Annotated in this window: 21 protein-coding genes; 18 read left to right on the forward strand and 3 right to left on the reverse strand. The window is 70.6% G+C overall.

The features are described 5' to 3' along the window. Nucleotides 1–148: 148 nt before the first annotated feature. From der to Q392_RS16995, 9 genes are all read left to right on the forward strand, one after another. Complete coding sequence (gene der / locus Q392_RS16955) at nucleotides 149–1,501, forward strand: ribosome biogenesis GTPase Der (RefSeq protein ID WP_038210306.1); 1,353 nt, start codon at nucleotides 149–151, stop codon at nucleotides 1,499–1,501. Nucleotides 1,502–1,672: 171 nt separating this feature from the next. Further along, a complete protein-coding gene (gene hfq / locus Q392_RS16960) occupies nucleotides 1,673–1,918 on the forward strand; it encodes an RNA chaperone Hfq (protein WP_038210308.1) in 246 nt (81 codons plus the stop codon). Nucleotides 1,919–1,975: 57 nt separating this feature from the next. Further along, nucleotides 1,976–3,154 carry a GTPase HflX gene (gene hflX, locus Q392_RS16965; protein ID WP_051953602.1) on the forward strand — a complete coding sequence of 393 codons (1,179 nt, stop codon included), beginning with the start codon at nucleotides 1,976–1,978 and terminating at the stop codon, nucleotides 3,152–3,154. A gap of 164 nt (nucleotides 3,155–3,318) precedes the next feature. Then, complete coding sequence (hflK, locus tag Q392_RS16970) at nucleotides 3,319–4,659, forward strand: FtsH protease activity modulator HflK (protein ID WP_038210310.1); 1,341 nt, start codon at nucleotides 3,319–3,321, stop codon at nucleotides 4,657–4,659. Nucleotides 4,660–4,672: 13 nt separating this feature from the next. Beyond that, nucleotides 4,673–5,575, forward strand: a complete 903-nt coding sequence (gene hflC, locus Q392_RS16975; protein WP_038210311.1) for a protease modulator HflC — start codon at nucleotides 4,673–4,675, stop codon at nucleotides 5,573–5,575. Between the two features lie 10 nt (nucleotides 5,576–5,585). Further along, nucleotides 5,586–5,777, forward strand: a complete 192-nt coding sequence (locus tag Q392_RS16980) for a DUF2065 domain-containing protein (protein ID WP_038210312.1) — start codon at nucleotides 5,586–5,588, stop codon at nucleotides 5,775–5,777. A 66-nt stretch (nucleotides 5,778–5,843) separates the two neighbouring features. Beyond that, on the forward strand, nucleotides 5,844–6,992 hold the full coding sequence (locus tag Q392_RS16985; RefSeq protein ID WP_038210313.1) for an ATP phosphoribosyltransferase regulatory subunit: 1,149 nt from the start codon (nucleotides 5,844–5,846) through the stop codon (nucleotides 6,990–6,992). Nucleotides 6,993–7,040: 48 nt separating this feature from the next. Then, nucleotides 7,041–8,372 carry an adenylosuccinate synthase gene (locus Q392_RS16990; RefSeq protein ID WP_038210314.1) on the forward strand — a complete coding sequence of 444 codons (1,332 nt, stop codon included), beginning with the start codon at nucleotides 7,041–7,043 and terminating at the stop codon, nucleotides 8,370–8,372. Nucleotides 8,373–8,405: 33 nt separating this feature from the next. Then, entirely contained in the window at nucleotides 8,406–8,930 is a 525-nt protein-coding gene (locus tag Q392_RS16995) for a phosphoribosyltransferase (RefSeq protein ID WP_038210315.1), read from the forward strand. 139 nt (nucleotides 8,931–9,069) lie between these two features. Here the strand turns inward: Q392_RS16995 and Q392_RS17000 are convergent, their stop codons facing one another. Together Q392_RS17000 and Q392_RS17005 are read right to left on the reverse strand one after the other, a co-directional pair. Next, on the reverse strand, nucleotides 9,070–9,525 hold the full coding sequence (locus Q392_RS17000; RefSeq protein WP_038210316.1) for a VOC family protein: 456 nt from the start codon (nucleotides 9,523–9,525) through the stop codon (nucleotides 9,070–9,072). 76 nt (nucleotides 9,526–9,601) lie between these two features. After that, nucleotides 9,602–10,429, reverse strand: a complete 828-nt coding sequence (locus Q392_RS17005; protein WP_038210317.1) for a helix-turn-helix domain-containing protein — start codon at nucleotides 10,427–10,429, stop codon at nucleotides 9,602–9,604. Nucleotides 10,430–10,482: 53 nt separating this feature from the next. Between Q392_RS17005 and Q392_RS17010 the strand changes: the two genes are divergently transcribed. Both Q392_RS17010 and Q392_RS17015 read left to right on the forward strand, forming a co-directional pair. Then, nucleotides 10,483–11,664, forward strand: a complete 1,182-nt coding sequence (locus Q392_RS17010) for a PLP-dependent transferase (RefSeq protein ID WP_038210319.1) — start codon at nucleotides 10,483–10,485, stop codon at nucleotides 11,662–11,664. 117 nt (nucleotides 11,665–11,781) lie between these two features. Next, nucleotides 11,782–11,985, forward strand: a complete 204-nt coding sequence (locus Q392_RS17015; protein WP_038210355.1) for a hypothetical protein — start codon at nucleotides 11,782–11,784, stop codon at nucleotides 11,983–11,985. A 159-nt stretch (nucleotides 11,986–12,144) separates the two neighbouring features. Here the strand turns inward: Q392_RS17015 and Q392_RS17020 are convergent, their stop codons facing one another. Then, nucleotides 12,145–12,825: an arylesterase gene (locus Q392_RS17020; protein ID WP_038210321.1), complete on the reverse strand. Its 681-nt coding sequence runs from the start codon at nucleotides 12,823–12,825 to the stop codon at nucleotides 12,145–12,147. A 45-nt stretch (nucleotides 12,826–12,870) separates the two neighbouring features. On the opposite strand from Q392_RS17020, the gene Q392_RS17025 reads away from it, so the two are divergent. From Q392_RS17025 to Q392_RS17055, 7 genes are read left to right on the forward strand one after another with little or no spacing between them, the layout of a single operon-like run. Next, nucleotides 12,871–13,623 (forward strand): ABC transporter ATP-binding protein, encoded by a 753-nt coding sequence (locus Q392_RS17025; RefSeq protein ID WP_051953604.1) that lies wholly within the window; start codon nucleotides 12,871–12,873, stop codon nucleotides 13,621–13,623. A gap of 21 nt (nucleotides 13,624–13,644) precedes the next feature. Further along, nucleotides 13,645–14,160 (forward strand): ribosomal protein L7/L12, encoded by a 516-nt coding sequence (locus Q392_RS32025; protein ID WP_038210322.1) that lies wholly within the window; start codon nucleotides 13,645–13,647, stop codon nucleotides 14,158–14,160. Next, nucleotides 14,157–15,146: a hypothetical protein gene (locus Q392_RS17035; RefSeq protein ID WP_038210324.1), complete on the forward strand. Its 990-nt coding sequence runs from the start codon at nucleotides 14,157–14,159 to the stop codon at nucleotides 15,144–15,146. Before Q392_RS32025 ends, Q392_RS17035 begins: the two co-directional genes overlap by 4 nt. A gap of 46 nt (nucleotides 15,147–15,192) precedes the next feature. Next, nucleotides 15,193–15,951, forward strand: coding sequence for a 23S rRNA (guanosine(2251)-2'-O)-methyltransferase RlmB (rlmB, locus tag Q392_RS17040; protein WP_038210327.1), 759 nt, complete (start codon nucleotides 15,193–15,195; stop codon nucleotides 15,949–15,951). A 48-nt stretch (nucleotides 15,952–15,999) separates the two neighbouring features. Continuing rightward, nucleotides 16,000–16,344 (forward strand): hypothetical protein, encoded by a 345-nt coding sequence (locus Q392_RS17045; RefSeq protein ID WP_051953606.1) that lies wholly within the window; start codon nucleotides 16,000–16,002, stop codon nucleotides 16,342–16,344. Between the two features lie 8 nt (nucleotides 16,345–16,352). After that, on the forward strand, nucleotides 16,353–16,763 hold the full coding sequence (locus Q392_RS31370; protein ID WP_051953608.1) for a PH domain-containing protein: 411 nt from the start codon (nucleotides 16,353–16,355) through the stop codon (nucleotides 16,761–16,763). Continuing rightward, nucleotides 16,760–17,545, forward strand: coding sequence for a hypothetical protein (locus Q392_RS17055; protein ID WP_157008039.1), 786 nt, complete (start codon nucleotides 16,760–16,762; stop codon nucleotides 17,543–17,545). The genes Q392_RS31370 and Q392_RS17055 overlap by 4 nt, the downstream gene beginning before the upstream one ends. Nucleotides 17,546–17,782: the final 237 nt, after the last annotated feature.

Below are 17,782 nucleotides of genomic sequence, written 5' to 3' on the forward strand. Positions count from 1 at the left end.
TCGATAGGCTCAGGACAGGCCAAGGCCGGTTCCGCGGATGTCCCCGCATGGCCTGCTCCGCGGCCTTTTGATCGGAGACGCCGTGCCGCATGAACACGCGGTGTTTCCACGGCCCACGCCGAATCCGGCGCAGGGATACATTTAGCCCATGAAACCCGTCATCGCCCTCGTCGGCCGTCCGAACGTCGGCAAGTCGACCCTGTTCAACCGGCTCACGCAGACGCGCGACGCGATCGTGGCGGACTTCGCGGGCCTGACGCGTGACCGCCACTACGGCAGCGGGCACGTGGGGCCGCGCGAGTTCATCGTGATCGACACCGGCGGCTTCGAGCCCGACGCGGCCGCCAACGACATCTTCCGCGAGATGGCCAAGCAGACCCGCCAGGCCGTGGCGGAGGCGGACGTGGTGATCTTCGTGGTCGACGCCCGCGAGGGGCTGTCGGCGCAGGACCACGACATCGCCGAGGAGCTGCGCCGCCTGGGCAAGCCCTGCCTGCTGGCGGCCAACAAGGCCGAGGGCATGAAGGACAGCGGCCGCCTGGCCGAGTTCTACGAGCTGGGCTTCGGCGACGTGCATCCGATCGCTTCGGCGCACGGGCAGGGCGTGCGCGCGCTGGTGGAACTGGCGCTCGATGCGGTGCCGCCCTCCATGGAGGACGAGCCGGACGAGTCGATCGACGCCGAGTCCCGTCCCATCCGCCTGGCGGTGGCCGGGCGGCCCAACGTGGGCAAGTCCACCCTCATCAACACCTGGCTGGGCGAGGAACGGCTGGTCGCCTTCGACCTGCCGGGCACCACGCGCGACGCCATCACCGTCTCGCTGGAGCGCAACGGCCAGCGCTTCGACCTCATCGATACCGCCGGGCTGCGGCGCAAGGGCCGCGTGTTCGAGGCGGTCGAGAAGTTCTCGGTGGTCAAGACGCTGCAGGCCATCGAGTCGGCCAACGTGGTGCTGCTCCTGCTGGACGCCACGCAGGGCGTGACCGACCAGGACGCCCACATCGCCGGCTTCATCCTCGAGGCGGGGCGCGCGGTGGTGATCGCCATCAACAAGTGGGACGCGGTGGACGACTACCAGCGCGAGCAGGTGCGGCGCCAGCTGGAGAACCGCCTGCCGTTCATGAAGTTCGCGCCGCTGCACTTCATCTCGGCCAAGAAGCGGCTGGGCGTGGGGCCGGTGTGGCAGTCCATCGTCCAGGCCCATCGGGCGGCCATGCGCAAGATGCCCACGCCGGTGCTCACGCGGCTGCTGCAGGAGTCGGTGCAGTTCCAGGCGCCCAGGAAGAGCGGCATGTTCCGTCCCAAGCTGCGCTACGCCCACCAGGGCGGGATGAACCCGCCGGTGATCGTGGTGCACGGCAACTCGCTGGAACATGTGAGCGAAAGCTACCGGCGTTTCCTGGAGGCGCGCTTCCGAAAGGAGTTCGATCTCGTGGGAACCCCGCTTCGCATCGAGTTCAAGACCTCGCACAATCCCTATGCCGACAAGGAGGGGGCTTGAAAAGCCCCTGCGCGGTGCCAGATGCCCCAGGCAGGTGCCGTGGCCCTGCCGGTCCCGCAGCCGGTATTGGCCTATTTTTCGCAGGCTTTTGACGCACCTTGCTGCACCGCGGAAACGCTGTGTTAAGGTGCCCGGTCCAACAACTTCCTCCTATGGAACACGGAGAATATCGTGAGCAACAAAGGGCAACTCCTACAAGACCCCTTCCTGAACACCCTGCGCCGCGAGCACGTGCCGGTCTCGATCTATCTGGTCAACGGCATCAAGCTGCAGGGCCAGATCGAGTCCTTCGACCAGTACGTCGTACTGCTGCGCAACACGGTGACGCAGATGGTCTACAAGCACGCCATTTCCACCATCGTGCCTGGCCGCGCGGTCAACTTCTCGGTCACCGAGAACGACGACGCCGGCAACTGAATGGCGCAGGGCAGGGCGGCTGCGGCCGCCCTGCTTTTTTGATTCGAGCCGTTCCGATTGTCTGAACCCATCACCCGCCGCGAAGGCGCCGCCGTCCTGGTCGGCGTCGATTTCGGCCTCCCCCATTTCGACGCCGACCTCGAGGAACTGGGCCTGCTGGCGCAGACCGCGGGCCTCATGCCTGTCGAGCGCATCACCTGCAAGCGCAAGGCGCCCGACGCCGCCCTCTTCGTGGGCAGCGGCAAGGCCGACGAGATCAAGGCTGCGGCCGACCTGCACGGCGCCAGCGAGGTCGTCTTCGACCAGGCCCTGTCGCCCGCGCAGCAGCGCAACCTCGAACGCCACCTGGGCGTCGCCGTCTACGACCGCACCTTCCTGATCCTGGAGATCTTCGCCCAGCGTGCGCGCAGCCACGAGGGCAAGCTGCAGGTCGAGCTGGCGCGCCTGCAGTACCTGAGCACCCGGTTGGTACGCCGCTGGTCGCACCTGGAGCGCCAGCGCGGCGGCATCGGCGCGCGCGGCGGCCCGGGCGAGACACAGATCGAACTGGACCGCCGGATGATCGGCGACGCCATCCGCCGCACGCGCGAGCGGCTGACGAAGGTGCGCAAGCAGCGCGGCACCCAGCGCCGGCAGCGCGAGCGGCGCGACACCTTCAACATCTCGCTGGTCGGCTACACCAACGCCGGCAAGTCCTCGCTGTTCAACGCGCTGGTCAAGGCGCGCGCCTATGCAGCTGACCAGCTCTTCGCCACGCTGGACACCACCACCCGCCATCTCTATCTCGGCGAGACGGGGCGGCGCGTGTCGATCTCCGACACGGTGGGTTTCATCCGCGAGCTGCCGCACGGGCTGGTCGATGCCTTCAAGGCCACGCTGCAGGAGGCCGTGGATGCCGACCTGCTGCTGCACGTGGTGGATGCCTCCAACCCCCACCATCCCGAGCAGATCGAGGAGGTGCAGCGCGTGCTGGCCGAGATCGGCGCCGACCAGGTGCCGCAACTGCTGGTCTTCAACAAGCTCGATGCGCTGGAGCCCGAGCGGCGCCCCGTGCGCATGAGCGACGAGATGGAGCTGGACGGCGTGCGCGTGCCGCGGCTGTTCGTCAGCGCCCACACGGGCGAGGGCCTGCCGGCCCTGCGCGAGGAACTGGCCCGCCGCGCCGCGGCCGGTGCGCCCGGGGCCGAGCCTATTGCCCCGCCGGCACAGACCGAATTGCAGGGCGTGCCACACTGAGCCGGGCACAATATCCGCCGCTCAAGTGAAGTCGTAAGAGAACCCAACGAATGAAGTCAATGCCTCCCAGCGCCCCCGGGGCCGGACTGCGTCTGGCCCGCCCCCCGAGGGGGACAAGAAAACTTGGGGCGGCCCTGCGTTTTCTTGGGAGCCGGGTTCAGGGCATGTTCAACCTGAACGACGGCCGCTGGGGGCGGAGCGACGAGCCCGGCTCCGAAAGCGGCGATCGCCCGCCTGCCAGCCGGCCCGAGGCGGATCCGCCTGCGCCGCCGCCCAATGGCAACGGAAATCGTCCGCAGGGGCAGGGCCCCAATGCCGGCCCGCCGGACCTGGACGAACTCTGGCGCGACTTCAACCGCAAGCTCGGCGGCCTGTTCGGCGGTGGCCGCGGCGGCAGCCGTCCGCCCCTGTCGGGGCCGGGCGGCAACGGCCAGGGGCCCGACATGAAGAACGCGGGATTCGGCCTCGGCCTGGTGGGTGTGGTGGCGCTGCTGATCTGGCTGGGCACCGGCTTCTTCATCGTCAACGAAGGCCAGCAGGCCGTCATCACCCAGTTCGGCCGCTACAAGGAGACCGTGGGCGCCGGCTTCAACTGGCGCCTGCCGTACCCCATCCAGCGCCACGAGCTGGTGGTGGTGACGCAGATCCGTTCCACCGACGTCGGCCGCGACGCCATCGTGCGCTCCACCGGCCTGCGCGAGTCGGCCATGCTGACCGAGGACGAGAACATCGTCGAGATCAAGTTCGCCGTGCAGTACCGCCTGAGCGATGCACGCGCCTGGCTGTTCGAGAGCAAGACGCCGGGCGAGACCGTCGTGCAGGTGGCCGAGACGGCCGTGCGCGAGGTGGTCGGCAAGATGAAGATGGACGCCGCGCTGGCCGAGGAGCGCGACCAGATCGCGCCGCGTGTGCGCACGCTCATGCAGCAGATCCTGGACCGCTACAAGGTCGGCGTCGACGTGGTCGCCATCAACCTGCAGCAGGGCGGCGTGCGCCCGCCCGAGCAGGTGCAGGCCGCCTTCGACGACGTGCTCAAGGCCGGCCAGGAGCGCGAGCGCGCCAAGAACGAGGCCCAGGCCTATGCCAACGACGTGGTGCCGCGCGCGGTGGGTACCGCCTCGCGCCTGAAGGAAGAGGCCGAGGCCTACAAGGCCCGCGTGGTGGCGCAGGCGCAGGGTGATGCGCAGCGCTTCAGCCAGGTGCTGGCCGAATACCAGAAGGCGCCGCAGGTCACCCGCGACCGCATGTACACCGACGCGATGCAGCAGATCTACAACAACACCACCAAGGTGCTGGTCGAGAGCAAGCAGGGCTCCAACCTGCTGTACCTGCCGCTGGACAAGCTGATGCAGTTGTCCGGCCAGGGCGGCGGCGCCGCACCGGCCGACGGCGCGCCGCCCAGCGTGGCGGGCACGGCGCCGCCGCAGGCTTCCTCCATTCCCGTGGCCCCGCTGGAATCGCGGGCCCGCGACAGCGGCCGCTCGCGCGACCGCGAAACGCGCTGAAGGGGGCTGACACATGAACAGAATCGGATTCATCGGCGTCTCGATCCTCATCCTGCTCTTCCTGGGCAGCTCGATGCTCTTCGTGGTCGACCAGCGCCAGTTCGGCGTGGTCTACCAGCTCGGCCAGATCAAGGACGTGCTCACCGAGCCCGGCCTGAAGTTCAAGCTGCCGCCACCCTTCCAGAACGTCTCGTACATCGACAAGCGGCTGCTGACGCTGTCCAGCCTCGACACCGAGCCCATGCTCACGGCGGAGAAGCAGCGCGTGGTGATCGACTGGTACGTGCGCTGGCGCATCGTGGACCCGTCCGCCTACATCCGCAACGTCGGCCTGGACGAGAACGCCGGCGCCGTGCAGCTCAACCGCGTGGTGCGCAACGCCTTCCAGGAGAACATCAACAAGCGCACCGTGCGCGAGCTGATCTCCACCCGCCGCGACGACGTGATGAACGACGTCAAGCGCGAAGTGCTGGCCGTGGTCAAGGGCGGCAGCGGCTGGGGCATGGACATCATCGACGTGCGCGTGACGCGCATCGACTACGTGGAGGCGATCACCGAGTCGGTCTACCGCCGCATGGAGGCCGAGCGCAAGCGCGTGGCCAACGAGCTGCGTTCCACCGGCCAGGCCGAGGGCGAGAAGATCCGCGCCGACGCCGACCGCCAGCGCGAGGTGACGGTGGCCAACGCCTACCGCGACGCGCAGAAGATCAAGGGCGAGGGCGACGCGCAGGCCGCCGCCGCGTACGCGGATGCCTTCGGCAAGGACGCGCAGTTCGCGCAGTTCTACCGCAGCCTGGACGCCTACAAGCAGAGCTTCAACAAGAAGAGCGACGTGATGGTGCTGGATCCGTCCTCCGAGTTCTTCCGCGCGATGCAGGGCTCGGGCAGCGGCACGGCGGCGGCGCCACGCCGCTGACGTCCGCGCCGTGAGCTGGGACGTCTTCTGGAGCGCGCTGGCGCTGGTGCTGGTGCTCGAGGGCATCTTGCCCTTCGTCTCGCCCGGCGGCTGGCGGCGCGGCTTCAGCCAGCTTCTGCAGCTGCGCGACGGGCAACTGCGCTTCTTCGGGCTGTGCTGCATCGTGGGCGGGCTGCTGCTGCTCTGGATCGCTGCGCCCTGAGCCCCTGCGCCGGGGCGGGCCGCACCGGGCCGCTAGAATCCCTTTTTAACCACGGCCTGTCGCCCCATGTCCGCCTGGGTCCTTCCGGATCACATCGCCGATGTGCTGCCTTCCGAGGCGCGCCACATCGAGGAACTCCGACGCCAACTGCTCGACACTGCCCGCGGCTACGGCTATGAGCTGGTGATGCCGCCGATGCTGGAGCACCTGGAGTCGCTGCTGTCCGGTACCGGCGAGGCGCTCGGCCTCCAGACCTTCAAGCTGGTCGACCAGCTCTCCGGCCGCAGCATGGGCCTGCGCGCCGACACCACGCCCCAGGTCGCCCGCATCGACGCCCACCTGCTCAACCGCCAGGGCGTCGCCCGCCTGTGCTACTGCGGCCCGGTGCTGCACACCCGGCCCGACCGTCCCCACGCCACGCGCGAGCCGCTGCAGTTCGGCGCCGAGATCTACGGCCATGCCGGCCGCGAGGCCGACCTGGAGGCCCTGACGCTGGCGCTGGACTGCCTGCGCGCTGCCGGCATCGAGCGCCCGGTGGTGGACCTGGCCGACGTGCGCATCGTGCGCGCGCTGTTCGGCGGCGTCATCGTCCCGCCGGACGTCATCGAGGACGTGCACGCCGCGCTGGCGGCCAAGGACGCCGCCACGCTGGCCGAACTCACGCGCGATTTCCCCGCCGCCGCGCGCGAGGGCCTGGCCGCGCTGCTCGACCTGTACGGCGACGTCGCGGTGCTGGACGAGGCCGCTCGCGTCTTCCAGGCCACGCCCGGCGTGCAGCCGGTGCTGGAGCAGCTGCGCTGGCTGGGCGGCGAACTGGGCGACGCGCGCGTGGGCTTCGATCTGGCCGACCTGCGCGGCTACGCCTACTACAGCGGCGTGCGCTTCGCCGTCTACCACGAGGGCGCGGCCGACTCGCTGGCCCGCGGCGGCCGCTACGACGAGGTGGGCGCCGTGTTCGGCCGCAACCGCCCCGCCGTGGGCTTCAGCCTCGATTTGCGCGAGCTGGTGCGCGTGGTGCCGCCGCGGCCGCTGCGCGCCGCCGTGCGCGCGCCGTGGGGCGAGGACGCCTCGCTGCGCGAGGCCATCGCCGCGCTGCGCCGCCAGGGCGAGACGGTGGTGTGCATGCTGCCGGGCCACGGCAGCGAGATCGACGAATTCGAGTGCGACCGCGAGCTGGTGCAGCGCGGCGGCAACTGGACGGTCGCGGCGCTCTGAGCCCGCGGTCCGGCCCATCCATTTCCTTTCTTTGCGAGCGATACGAGCATGAGCGTGACAACCGGACGCAACGTCGTCGTCGTCGGTACCCAGTGGGGCGACGAGGGCAAGGGCAAGCTGGTGGACTGGCTGACGGAAAGCGCCCAGGGCGTGGTCCGCTTCCAGGGCGGCCACAACGCGGGGCACACGCTGGTCATCAACGGCGTGAAGACGGCGCTGCACCTGATCCCCAGCGGCATCATGCGTCCCGGCGTGACCTGCTACATCGGCAACGGCGTGGTGCTGTCGGTGCCGAAGCTGCTGGAAGAGATCGAGGGGCTGGAGAAGGCCGGCGTGGAGGTGCGCTCGCGCCTGCGCATCAGCGAGGCCTGCCCGCTGATCCTGCCCTTCCACGCGGCGCTGGACGTGGCGCGCGAGGCCTACCGCGAGAAGGGCGGCATCGAGAAGATCGGCACCACCGGCCGTGGCATCGGCCCGGCCTACGAGGACAAGATCGCCCGCCGCGCGCTGCGCGTGCAGGACCTGAAGCACCCGGCGCGCTTCGCCGAGAAGCTCAAGGTACTGCTGGAGCTGCACAACCACGTGCTCACCCAGGTGCTGGGCGCGCAGCCCATCGACTACCAGCCGGTGTACGACGAGACGATGCGCCAGGCCGAGCAGATCCGGCCCATGATCGCCGACGTCTCGCGCGAGCTGAACGAGGCCCACCGCAACGGCGCCAACCTGCTGTTCGAGGGCGCGCAGGGCACGCTGCTGGACGTGGACCACGGCACCTACCCCTACGTCACCTCCAGCAACTGCGTGGCCGGCAACGCGGCCGCCGGCTCGGGCGTGGGCCCGGGCATGCTGCACTACGTGCTGGGCATCACCAAGGCCTACTGCACCCGCGTCGGCGGCGGCCCCTTCCCGACCGAGCTGGACTGGGAGACGCCCGGCACCGTCGGCTACCACCTCTCGACCGTGGGCGCCGAGAAGGGCGTGACCACCGGCCGCAGCCGGCGCTGCGGCTGGTTCGACGCGGCGCTGCTCAAGCGCTCGGCGCAGGTCAACGGCCTGTCGGGCCTGTGCATCACCAAGCTCGACGTGCTCGACGGCCTGGAGGAGCTGCAACTGTGCACCGGCTACGAGCTGGACGGCGAGCACATCGACATCCTGCCGCTGGGCGCCGACGAGATCGAGCGCTGCAAGCCCGTCTACGAGACGCTGGAGGGCTGGAGCGAGAGCACGGTGGGCGTGACCCAGTACGACAGGCTGCCGGTCAATGCGCGGCTGTACCTGCAGCGCATCGAGCAGGTGACGGGCGTGCCGATCGACCTGATTTCCACCAGCCCGGACCGCGATCACACGATCATGATGCGGCATCCCTATCTGGCCGACTGACACAACCCACCACGACCCGACGGAGAAGAGCGCATGCTGACCGAGGACGGCAAACACCTGTACGTGAGCTATGACGAGTACCACAACCTGATCGAGAAGCTCGCGATCAAGGTGCACCAGTCAGGCTGGGAGTTCGACACCATCCTGTGCCTGGCGCGGGGCGGCATGCGGCCGGGCGACGTGCTCTCGCGCATCTTCGACAAGCCGCTGGCCATCATGTCCACCAGCTCCTACCGCGCCGAGGCCGGCACGGTGCAGGGCTACCTGGACATCGCCCACTACATCACCACGCCCAAGGGCGAGATCGCCGGCAAGGTGCTGCTGGTGGACGACCTTGCCGATACCGGCCACACGCTGCAGGCCGTGGTGGAGCTGCTGCGCACCAAGTACACGCCCATCACCGAGCTGCGCAGCGCCGTGCTGTGGACCAAGGGCGTCTCGACCTTCACGCCCGACTACTCGGTGGAGTTCCTGCCCACCAACCCCTGGATCCACCAGCCCTTCGAGGGCTATGACTCGATGCGGCCGGCCAAGCTGCTGGAGAAGTGGAAAATTTAGACCACCCCCAGCCTGCGCGGACTTCGTTCCGCTCCGGCAACCCCCTGCAAGGGGGCACACGCAGCGGCCCGGCGGAGCCGGTTCCGCGCGTGTTCGCGCACGGCCTGCTCCGCGGCCCCTTGATCGAGAAGATCCGCTGTTACCCGGGTCCCGGCGGCGTGCCGAACAGCGCCGTGTAGCGGCGCTGCATCTCCTCGGGCGTCACGGTCTCGATGGCGTGCCCGATGAGCCAGCGGTGGCCGAAGGGGTCGCGCACGGTGCCGGAGCGCTCGCCGTAGAAGTGGTCTTCCGGTGCCCGCTCCAGCGTGCCGCCGGCGTCGACGGCCCGGGCCACCAGCGCATCGGCGTCGTCCACGTGCAGGTGCAGCGTCACCGGCGTGGCGCCCAGTCCCTCGGGGCTGCGCACGCCCATCTCCGGATATTCCTCCGACAGCATCAGCGTGTGGCCGTCGAGGTCCAGCTCGGCGTGGCCGACGCGGCCGTCCGGCTCCGTCAGGCGGAACAGCTCGCGCGCCCCGAAGGCGCGGGTGTAGTAGTCCATCGCGGCGCGGGCGTCGCGCACGCACAGGTAGGCGTACAGGTGGTGGATGGCCATGGCGGCTCCTGGATCGGCGATGGCCCGATTCTCGGCAGCGCCCGGCGGGCCGTCTTGCAGGAATTTGACCCGCGACTCAGTGCGGCACGTGCCGCGGCGCCGCCGGATCGGCCCGCCGGCGCCAGGCCGAGGGCGTGAAGCCTGCGATCTCCCGGAAGGCGTGCGTCAGGTGCGACTGGTCGGCGAAGCCGGCCGCCGCGGCGATCTCCGCCCAGCCCCGCGCGCCGCAGGCCGCCAGTTCCAGGGCGTGGCCGAAGCGCCGCAGCCGCAGCAGCTCGCGCGGCGCCAGGCCCGTGGCCTCGCGGAAGCAGGCGATGAAATGGCGGTGGCTGAGGCCGCTGGCGCGCACGAGGTCGTCCACGCGCGCATCGCCGCGGTTGAGGCGGGGAAGGGCGCCGGCCAGCGCAGGATGCAGGGCCGGCGGACGGCCCTGCGCGCGTCGGGCCAGCCAGCGCTCGAACGCCGCGAGGCGCGCCGCGCCGCCCCCGGCGGCGTGCAGTTGCCCCAGCAGTGCGTCCACCTCGGCGCGGCCGAGCAGCAGGTCCAGCGGGGTGTGACCGTGGGCCAGCGCGGCTTCGGGTGCTCCGAGCAGCACGCGCGCGGCGCCCGGCCGCAGCATGGCGCCGACCGAGGCGGCCGGTGCCGAGATGTCGCGCACGTGGAAGGCCGTGCGCGCGCCGCCCACCACCGCGTGGCCCAGGCAGTGGCCGCCCGGTTCGGCCGCACCGTCGAAGATCAGCAATGGCGGCCCCGACAGCCGCAGCGCGATGTGCGTGCCGCCGGTGGGCAGGACGTGCTCGCGCATCCCGGGCCGCACCGCCGCGTCGCCGGCCGGCTCGTGCGCCCACAGGGTGTGCACCAGTGCACGCAGCGGCGGGGCGGGGGCGCGTCGGAGATCGGCCATCGCGCCATCCTACGCCGCCGGTGCGGCGCAGGGCGGTGTACTAGCATCGCCCCATGACGCGCACCGCCACCGGCCTCATCCACCATCCCTACACCCCGCCCGACAGCTTCGCCGCGCCGCAGCCGGGGGTGTTCAAGGCCTCCACCGTGTTCTTCAAGGACGTGGCCGCCATGCGCGCGCGCGACTGGCGCAGCAAGGCCGGCTACACCTACGGCCTGCACGGCACGCCCACCACCTTCCTGTTGGAGGAGCGCCTGGCCACGCTGGAGGGCGGCACCGCCTGCCTGCTGGTGCCCAGCGGGCTGGCGGCGATCTCGCTGGTGAGCCTCGCGCTGCTCAAGCGCGGCGACGAGGTGCTGATCCCCGACAACGCCTACGGCCCCAACAAGGCGCTGGCGACGGGCGAGCTGGCCAACTTCGGCATCACCCACCGCCTCTACGACGCGATGGACCCGGCCGACCTCGCAGGCAAGCTGTCGGAGCGCACGCGCCTGGTGTGGCTGGAGGCGCCGGGCTCGGTCACGATGGAGTTCCCCGACCTGCCGGCGCTGGTCGCGGCCTGCCGCGCGCGTGGCGTGACCACCGCGCTGGACAACACCTGGGGCGCGGGCCTGGCCTTCGATCCCTTCGCGCTGGGCGCGGACGTGTCGGTGCATGCCCTCACCAAGTACCCCAGCGGCGGCGGCGACGTGCTGATGGGCAGCGTGGTCACGCGCGACGACGCGCTGCACCTGAAGCTCAAGCTCACCCACATGCGGCTGGGCTTCGGCGTCGGTGCCAACGACGTCGAGTCGCTGCTGCGCTCGCTGCCCAGCCTGCCGCTGCGCTACGCCGCGCACGACCGCGCCGCGCGCGAGCTGGCGTGCTGGCTCGAAGGCCGCGAGGAAGTGGCGCAGGTGCTGCATCCGGCGCTGGAAGACTCGCCCGGACACGCGCACTGGCGGGCCCTGTGCGGCGAGCGCAACCTGGCGGCCGGCCTGTTCTCCGTCGTCTTCGACGAGCGCTTCGGCACCGAGGCGGTGGACGGCTTCTGCGACAGCCTGGCGCTGTTCAGGCTGGGCTACTCGTGGGGCGGTCCGGTCAGCCTGGTGGTGCCCTACGACATCGGCCTGATGCGCGACGCGAGCGTCAGCCGCTGGCCGCACAAGGGCACGCTGGTGCGCTTTTCCATCGGCCTGGAGGACGTGGACGACCTGCGCGCCGATCTGGCGCAGGCGCTGGCGCGGATGGCCTGAAACCCAGGCATTCCCCGAGAGCGGTGCGCGTGCGCGGCGCGAGTTATCGCTTACAGTGGGACGCGGCGCGGCCTCCGCATGGAGGGGCCGCAGCAGGTCGAAGAGGAGCGAAACGACATGGCCACACCCAACTACGGATTCGAGAAGCGCCAGCGGGAATTGGCCAAGAAGAAGAAAAAGGAGGAGAAGCTGCGCGCCAAGGCCGAGCGGAAGCTGCAGCCGAGCAGCCCGGGCCTGATGCCCGGCGACCCGGAGACCGACGTGGCCTCGCTGGAACGCGACCCGCCCACCGTCCCCTCCGAGCCGACCAAGGACGGCTGAGCCGCCCTCCGGCCGCAGCGCAAGAAACAAGGCCGCCCCCGGCACTGCCGGCGGCGGCTTTTTTTTTTGTCGCCGGGCCGCCCCAAGACAAAAAAGCATCCCCCCGGGGGATCGGGCAAACGCGAAGCGGTTGACCGAGGGGTCTTTTTTGTCCTGGCGCTACTTCGCCAGCAGCTTGCGCAGCTCGGGCCAGACGTTGTCGAGCATGCGGGCCTGCGCGCCGGCGTTGGGATGGATGCGGTCGGCCTGGAAGAGGCTGGCGGCATCGGGCGCGTCGGCCACGCCGGCCAGCAGGAAGGGCACCCGCGCCGCCTTCGTCTTCTCGGCCACGCGCGGGAAGATCTCGCCGAAGCGCCGGGTGTAGTCGGCACCGTAGTTGGGCGGCACCTGGATGCCCACCAGCAGCACCCGGGCGCCGATCTTCTGGGCCGCCTGCGTCATCTGCAGCAGGTTGTCCTCGGTGCCGGCCAGCGGCAGGCCGCGCAGGGCGTCGTTGGCGCCCAGCTCCAGCACCACCACGTCGGGCCTGTGCTGCGCCAGCAGGCCCGGCAGGCGGGCGCGGCCGCCGGCGGTGGTGTCGCCGCTGATGCTGGCGTTGACCACGCCGGCGCGCACTTTCTCCTTTTCCAGGCGCTGCTGCAGCAGCGGCACCCAGCCTTCGCCGCGCTTGAGGCCGTACTCGGCCGAGAGCGAGTCGCCCACCACCAGCACCAGCGGGCGCACCGCTCCGGTGCCGGCGGCCGGCTGTTGGGCTTGAGCCATTGCGGGCCAAGACCCCACGCCGGCGGCGAGCACGCCGGCCGCCTGCGCGGCGCGCAGGCTAAAGTCACGTCGATTCATGGTTGCCGCGGTCACGCGCGTCCTTTCCTTCCAAGCCTTCTGTTCATGCCGTCCAGCCCGCCCATCGTCAGCGTCGAGCACGTCTTCAAGTCCGTCACCGATTCCACCGGCACGCTGGACATTCTGCGGGACATCGATTTCACCCTCGGCGCGCGGGAGACCGCCGCCATCGTCGGCGCCTCCGGCTCGGGCAAGAGCACGCTGCTGGGCATCATCGCCGGGCTGGACGTGCCCACCCGCGGCACCGTGCGCATCGGCGGCGAGGACCTGTTCGCCCTGGACGAGGATGCGCGCGCGGCGTTGCGCGGAAGGAAGATCGGTTTCGTCTTCCAGAGTTTCCAGCTCCTGGCCAACTACACCGCGCTGGAGAACGTGATGCTCCCGCTGGAGACCGCCGGCCGCAGGGACGCGCGCAAGGCCGCCGCCGACATGCTGGCGCGCGTCGGCCTGGGCCAGCGCCTCGGGCATTACCCGAAGGTGCTCTCGGGCGGCGAGCAGCAGCGCGTGGCGCTGGCGCGCGCCTTCGTCGTGCAGCCGCAGCTGCTGCTGGCCGACGAGCCCACCGGCAGCCTGGACTTCGCCACCGGCGAGCAGGTGATGCAGCTGATGTTCGAGCTCAACCGCGAGCAGGGCACCACGCTGGTGCTGGTGACGCACGACCGCGGCATCGCCGCACGCTGCGAGCGCCGCATCACCATCGAGGCCGGCCGCGTCGCGGCCAACGAGACCACGGCCTTCGACGAGGCCGCCGTGCCCGCGGACCCGGCGCGCGCGGCCATCGGATCCATCGCGCCCTGACGCGCCCACCGGAGTTTCGCCATGCCGACCCTGCCGCCCGCCGCCATCGCCGCCCTGCAGCGCGGCGACCTGATCGAGGCCATCAAGCTCACCCGCGAAGCCACCGGCCTGGGGCTGAAGGAGTCCAAGGACGCGGTGGAGCGCTACGGCAACGGCGGGCCAGGCGCGGCGGATGACGATGATGCGTTCGACGGCGCCTTCGGCGCCTTCGACGGCTTCGACGCGCCGTCCGCGCATCGGCCGTCGGCGGGCCTGCCGCCCCGCGCCATGGCCGCATTGCAGCGGGGTCGCACCATCGAGGCGATCAAGCTCACCCGCGAGGCCACCGGCCTCGGGCTGAAGGAGGCGAAGGACCTCGTCGACGCGGCGCGCGGGCAGCCCGGCGGCGCGGTGCCCGGCCTGGCCAGCGAGGGCGCGACCTTCGACCCCATGCACGAGCCCGGCCGCGTGCGCGGCGGCGGCGCCGGGCGCTGGGTGGCGCTGGCGGTCGTGCTCGCGTGCCTGCTGGCGCTGGCCTGGATGCTGCTGCGCGGATGATCGTCCCGCAGTTCTGGGCCGAAGGCCGCATCCATCGCCGCGTGGGCGGCCGTTCGATCACCGTGCGGCGCTTCGGCTGGTCCGACGACAGCCAAGCCGAGGCGCAGGCCCATGCCGATGCCCGCACGCAGGAGGCCTTCGACCGCATCGCGGCCGGCGAGCCGCTGGCGCGCCGCGAACGCCGCGTCGGCTACGACGGCGCCCAGGGCCTGCCGATCCGAGAGGAGATCGTCGAACGCCACGGCAGCGCGGTCGTGACCCGCAACAGCTACGGTGCGCGCTGCCTGAACACGCCCGAGGTGCTGTTTGTGGACGTGGACTTCGACGACCAGGCGCCCGCGGGCGCACCGGGGCTGGCCGTCTTCGGCGCGGCGGTGGCCGCCGGGGCCGTGGTGGGCTGGGCGACCGGCGCCTGGACCACCGCCCTGGCAGCCGCCGTGCTCGTGCTGGCGCTGGGCCTGTGGCTCGTCCGCGCGGAGAAGAAGAAAAGAGCGCAGGCCGCGGCGGCGCACGATCCGCTGCAGGCGGTGCGCGCGCGCATCGACCGCTTCATCGTCCAGCGGCCCGACTGGCACCTGCGCCTGTACCGCACGCCGGCGGGCCTGCGCGCGCTGGCCATGCACCGCAGCTTCGTGCCCGACGACGCGGCGGTGGCGGACTGCTTCCATGCGCTGGGCGCCGACCCGGTGTACGCGCGCATGTGCCGCAACCAGCACTGCTTCCGCGCCCGCGTGAGCGCCAAGCCCTGGCGCATCGGCATCGGCGAGCACCTGCGCCCGCGCCCCGGCGTGTGGCCGGTGGCGCCGCAGCGGCTGCCCGAGCGCCAGGCCTGGGTCGCGCGCTACGAGGCGCGCGCGGGCGGCTTCGCCGCCTGCCGCTTCGTCGGCGCGGTGGGCGCCACCGGCAGCACCACCTTCGAGACGCTTGCCGTGCAGGCGCTGCACGACGAGTTGTGCCGGGCCGACAGCACGCTGCCTCTGGCCTGATTCCTACCGGGGGCCGCCACATCCAGCCTCGATAATCCCGAGCGATATGGCTTCTGCTCCCAAAGTGATCTTCGGCTTCCACGCCGTCGGCGTGCGGCTGAAGACCGCGCCCGGCTCGGTGATCGAGGTGCTGTTCGACGCCAGCCGACGCGATGCGCGCATGAAGCAGTTCATCGCCCGCGCGCAGGAAGCGGGCGTGCGCCTGATCGAGGCCGATGGGCTGCGCCTCGCGAAGCTCTCCGGCAGCCACGGCCACCAGGGCGTGGCGGCGCGCGTCGAGGCGGTGGCGCAGGCGCTCTCGCTCGACGACCTGCTGGACGGACTCGACGCCGCCGGCACCATGCCGCTGCTGCTGGTGCTCGACGGCGTGACCGACCCGCACAACCTCGGCGCCTGCCTGCGCGTGGCCGACGGCGCCGGCGCGCACGCGGTCATCGCGCCCAAGGACCATGCCGCCGGCATCAACGCCACGGTGGCCAAGGTCGCCAGCGGCGCGGCCGAGACCATGCCCTACTTCATGGTCACCAACCTGGCGCGCACGCTGAACGAGCTGAAGGAGCGCAACATCTGGTGCGTGGGCACCAGCGGCGACGCGCCCGGCACCCTGTACGACTGCGACCTCGCACGCCCGCTGGCACTGGTGCTCGGCGCCGAGGGCCCGGGCATGCGCCAGTTGACGCGCAAGACCTGCGACGAACTGGTGAGCATCCCCATGGCCGGCGCCGTGGAGAGCCTGAACGTCTCGGTGGCCAGCGGCGTATGCCTGTACGAGGCGATGCGCCAGCGCCGCCACCCGCGCCGATGAGGCGCCACGACACCCCATCCGACCTCTAGCCACACACGGGAGATCTGCATGAGCGACAACCACCCCCAGCACGGCGCCGCCGACGGCCTGGACGGCTTCGAGCCGACGCCGAAGATGGTCTTCGACATGCAACTGGCGCTGTACCTGGACCTGGTCGCCGTGCTGGAGCGCGCCGGCGCCGTGAGCTACCGGCAGATGGCCGCACGGGTGCTCAACCTCAGCATCGCGGCCAAGGGCGAGGGCGACGCGGCGCTGGCCAACGTGTTCGAGGGCATCGCCAGCGGCTTCGCCAGCCAGGAGCGCGGCCTGTCGATCGACGTGCTCAAGGCCGCCGGCGACGTGCGCAACGACGAGGCGCTGGGCGACATTCCTTCGCGGCCTGAAGACCTCTGAACCATCGCATGACCGCCGCCGAAGTCTTCCCCTCGCGGGTCGATGCCTGGCTGGTCGCCGTGATCGCGCTGGCCGTGGGGCTGTGCGTGTGGCAGGGCCTGGCCATGGGCAGCGTGCTGTCGCTGGCGATCGGCGCGGCCACGCTGGCGGCGGTGCTGGCGCTCACCGTGCCCTGCCGCTACACGCTGGAGGCGGACCACCTGGCGGTGCGCTGCGGCCTGATCCGTCAGCGCGTGCCCTATGCGCGCATCCGCGGCGTCCAGGCCAGCCGCAACCCGCTCTCGGCGTCGGCGCTGTCGCTGCGGCGCGTGAAGATCACGCTGGAGCGCGGCTTCGTGCTCGTGTCGCCGCGCGAGCGCGAGCGCTTCATGGCCGAGCTGCGCCGGCGCGCCGGGCTAGCGGGGCGCCGGCCTTCTTGAAGACCGTGCGAAGCAAGGCCTGGCCTGATCGCCGCCCCAAGTCTGCGCAGGACTATGGTGTGTATCGGCAGGGGGATCGCGTCGTTGTGGATCTCACGCGGCGCGGTAAACGGCATCGCAAGGCCTTCCTTTTTTCCACCCACGGAGGCGAACGACAAGCGCTGCGCATGGCCAGGGCCTGGCGCGATGAACTCATCACGGCGCTGCCGCCGCAGCCCCGACGCGATGCGGCGCAGCGCCCGCGGCGGGACTCCAAAGGCATCCCCGGCATCTTCTGTCGGCGCGATGCGAGCGGCAAGCCGTTGTTGTGGACCGCGCACACTCTGGTCGCGGGCAAGCTGCTACAAAAGTCGTTCAGCGTCGGCCGCTACGGCCGCCAGGCGCGGCAGATGGCCATGGCCGAGCGGGCGCGCCAGCTTGAACTGATGCGCGACACTGTTTTTCTGGGCGCCTTGAAGGGAGATGCCGCAGCGCTGGTACAGCGCCATCGAAGGGAGCCATCGCCCATCGCGCTGGACGTCCCTGCGGATCTGCCCAGTCCGTCGGATGTTCCGACCGAGATGTCGAGCAAGCACATCAAGACGGGCTTTGCAGGCGTGGGCTGCCTGCTCGACCGCGAGGGCCGGCCTCGGGCGTGGGTCGCCCGTACGAGGATCGGGGGCGTCGAGCAGCGCAAGTTGTTCTCGATCCGCAAGTACGGTGACGATCAGGCGCTGCAACTGGCGATCGCGGAACGCAAGCGCCAGTTGCGCCGATCGAGGCAGCTCGGCACCGGGCGCTGACCCATGCGTTAAGAAACGTTTATTGACATTGCGGCTGCTTTCGATTTGATCATGCAATACCAACGACCTACACCACTGAATTGAAGGAAGGGAGGCCGTGCTGGCTGTGTGAACAAATGCCTCGCTGATGAAGCTGTTGTCGCCGAGAATCTTCCTGAAACACCTTTTGTTTCCTGATCGTTGCCTGTTGGCGTCGATCGGGCAGCGTGATTTCAGGGACGGCAGGGATGAACAAGA

It is taken from the genome of Xenophilus azovorans DSM 13620 (genome assembly GCF_000745855.1).
In the GTDB taxonomy this organism is placed as follows: Bacteria; Pseudomonadota; Gammaproteobacteria; order Burkholderiales; family Burkholderiaceae_C; genus Xenophilus; species Xenophilus azovorans.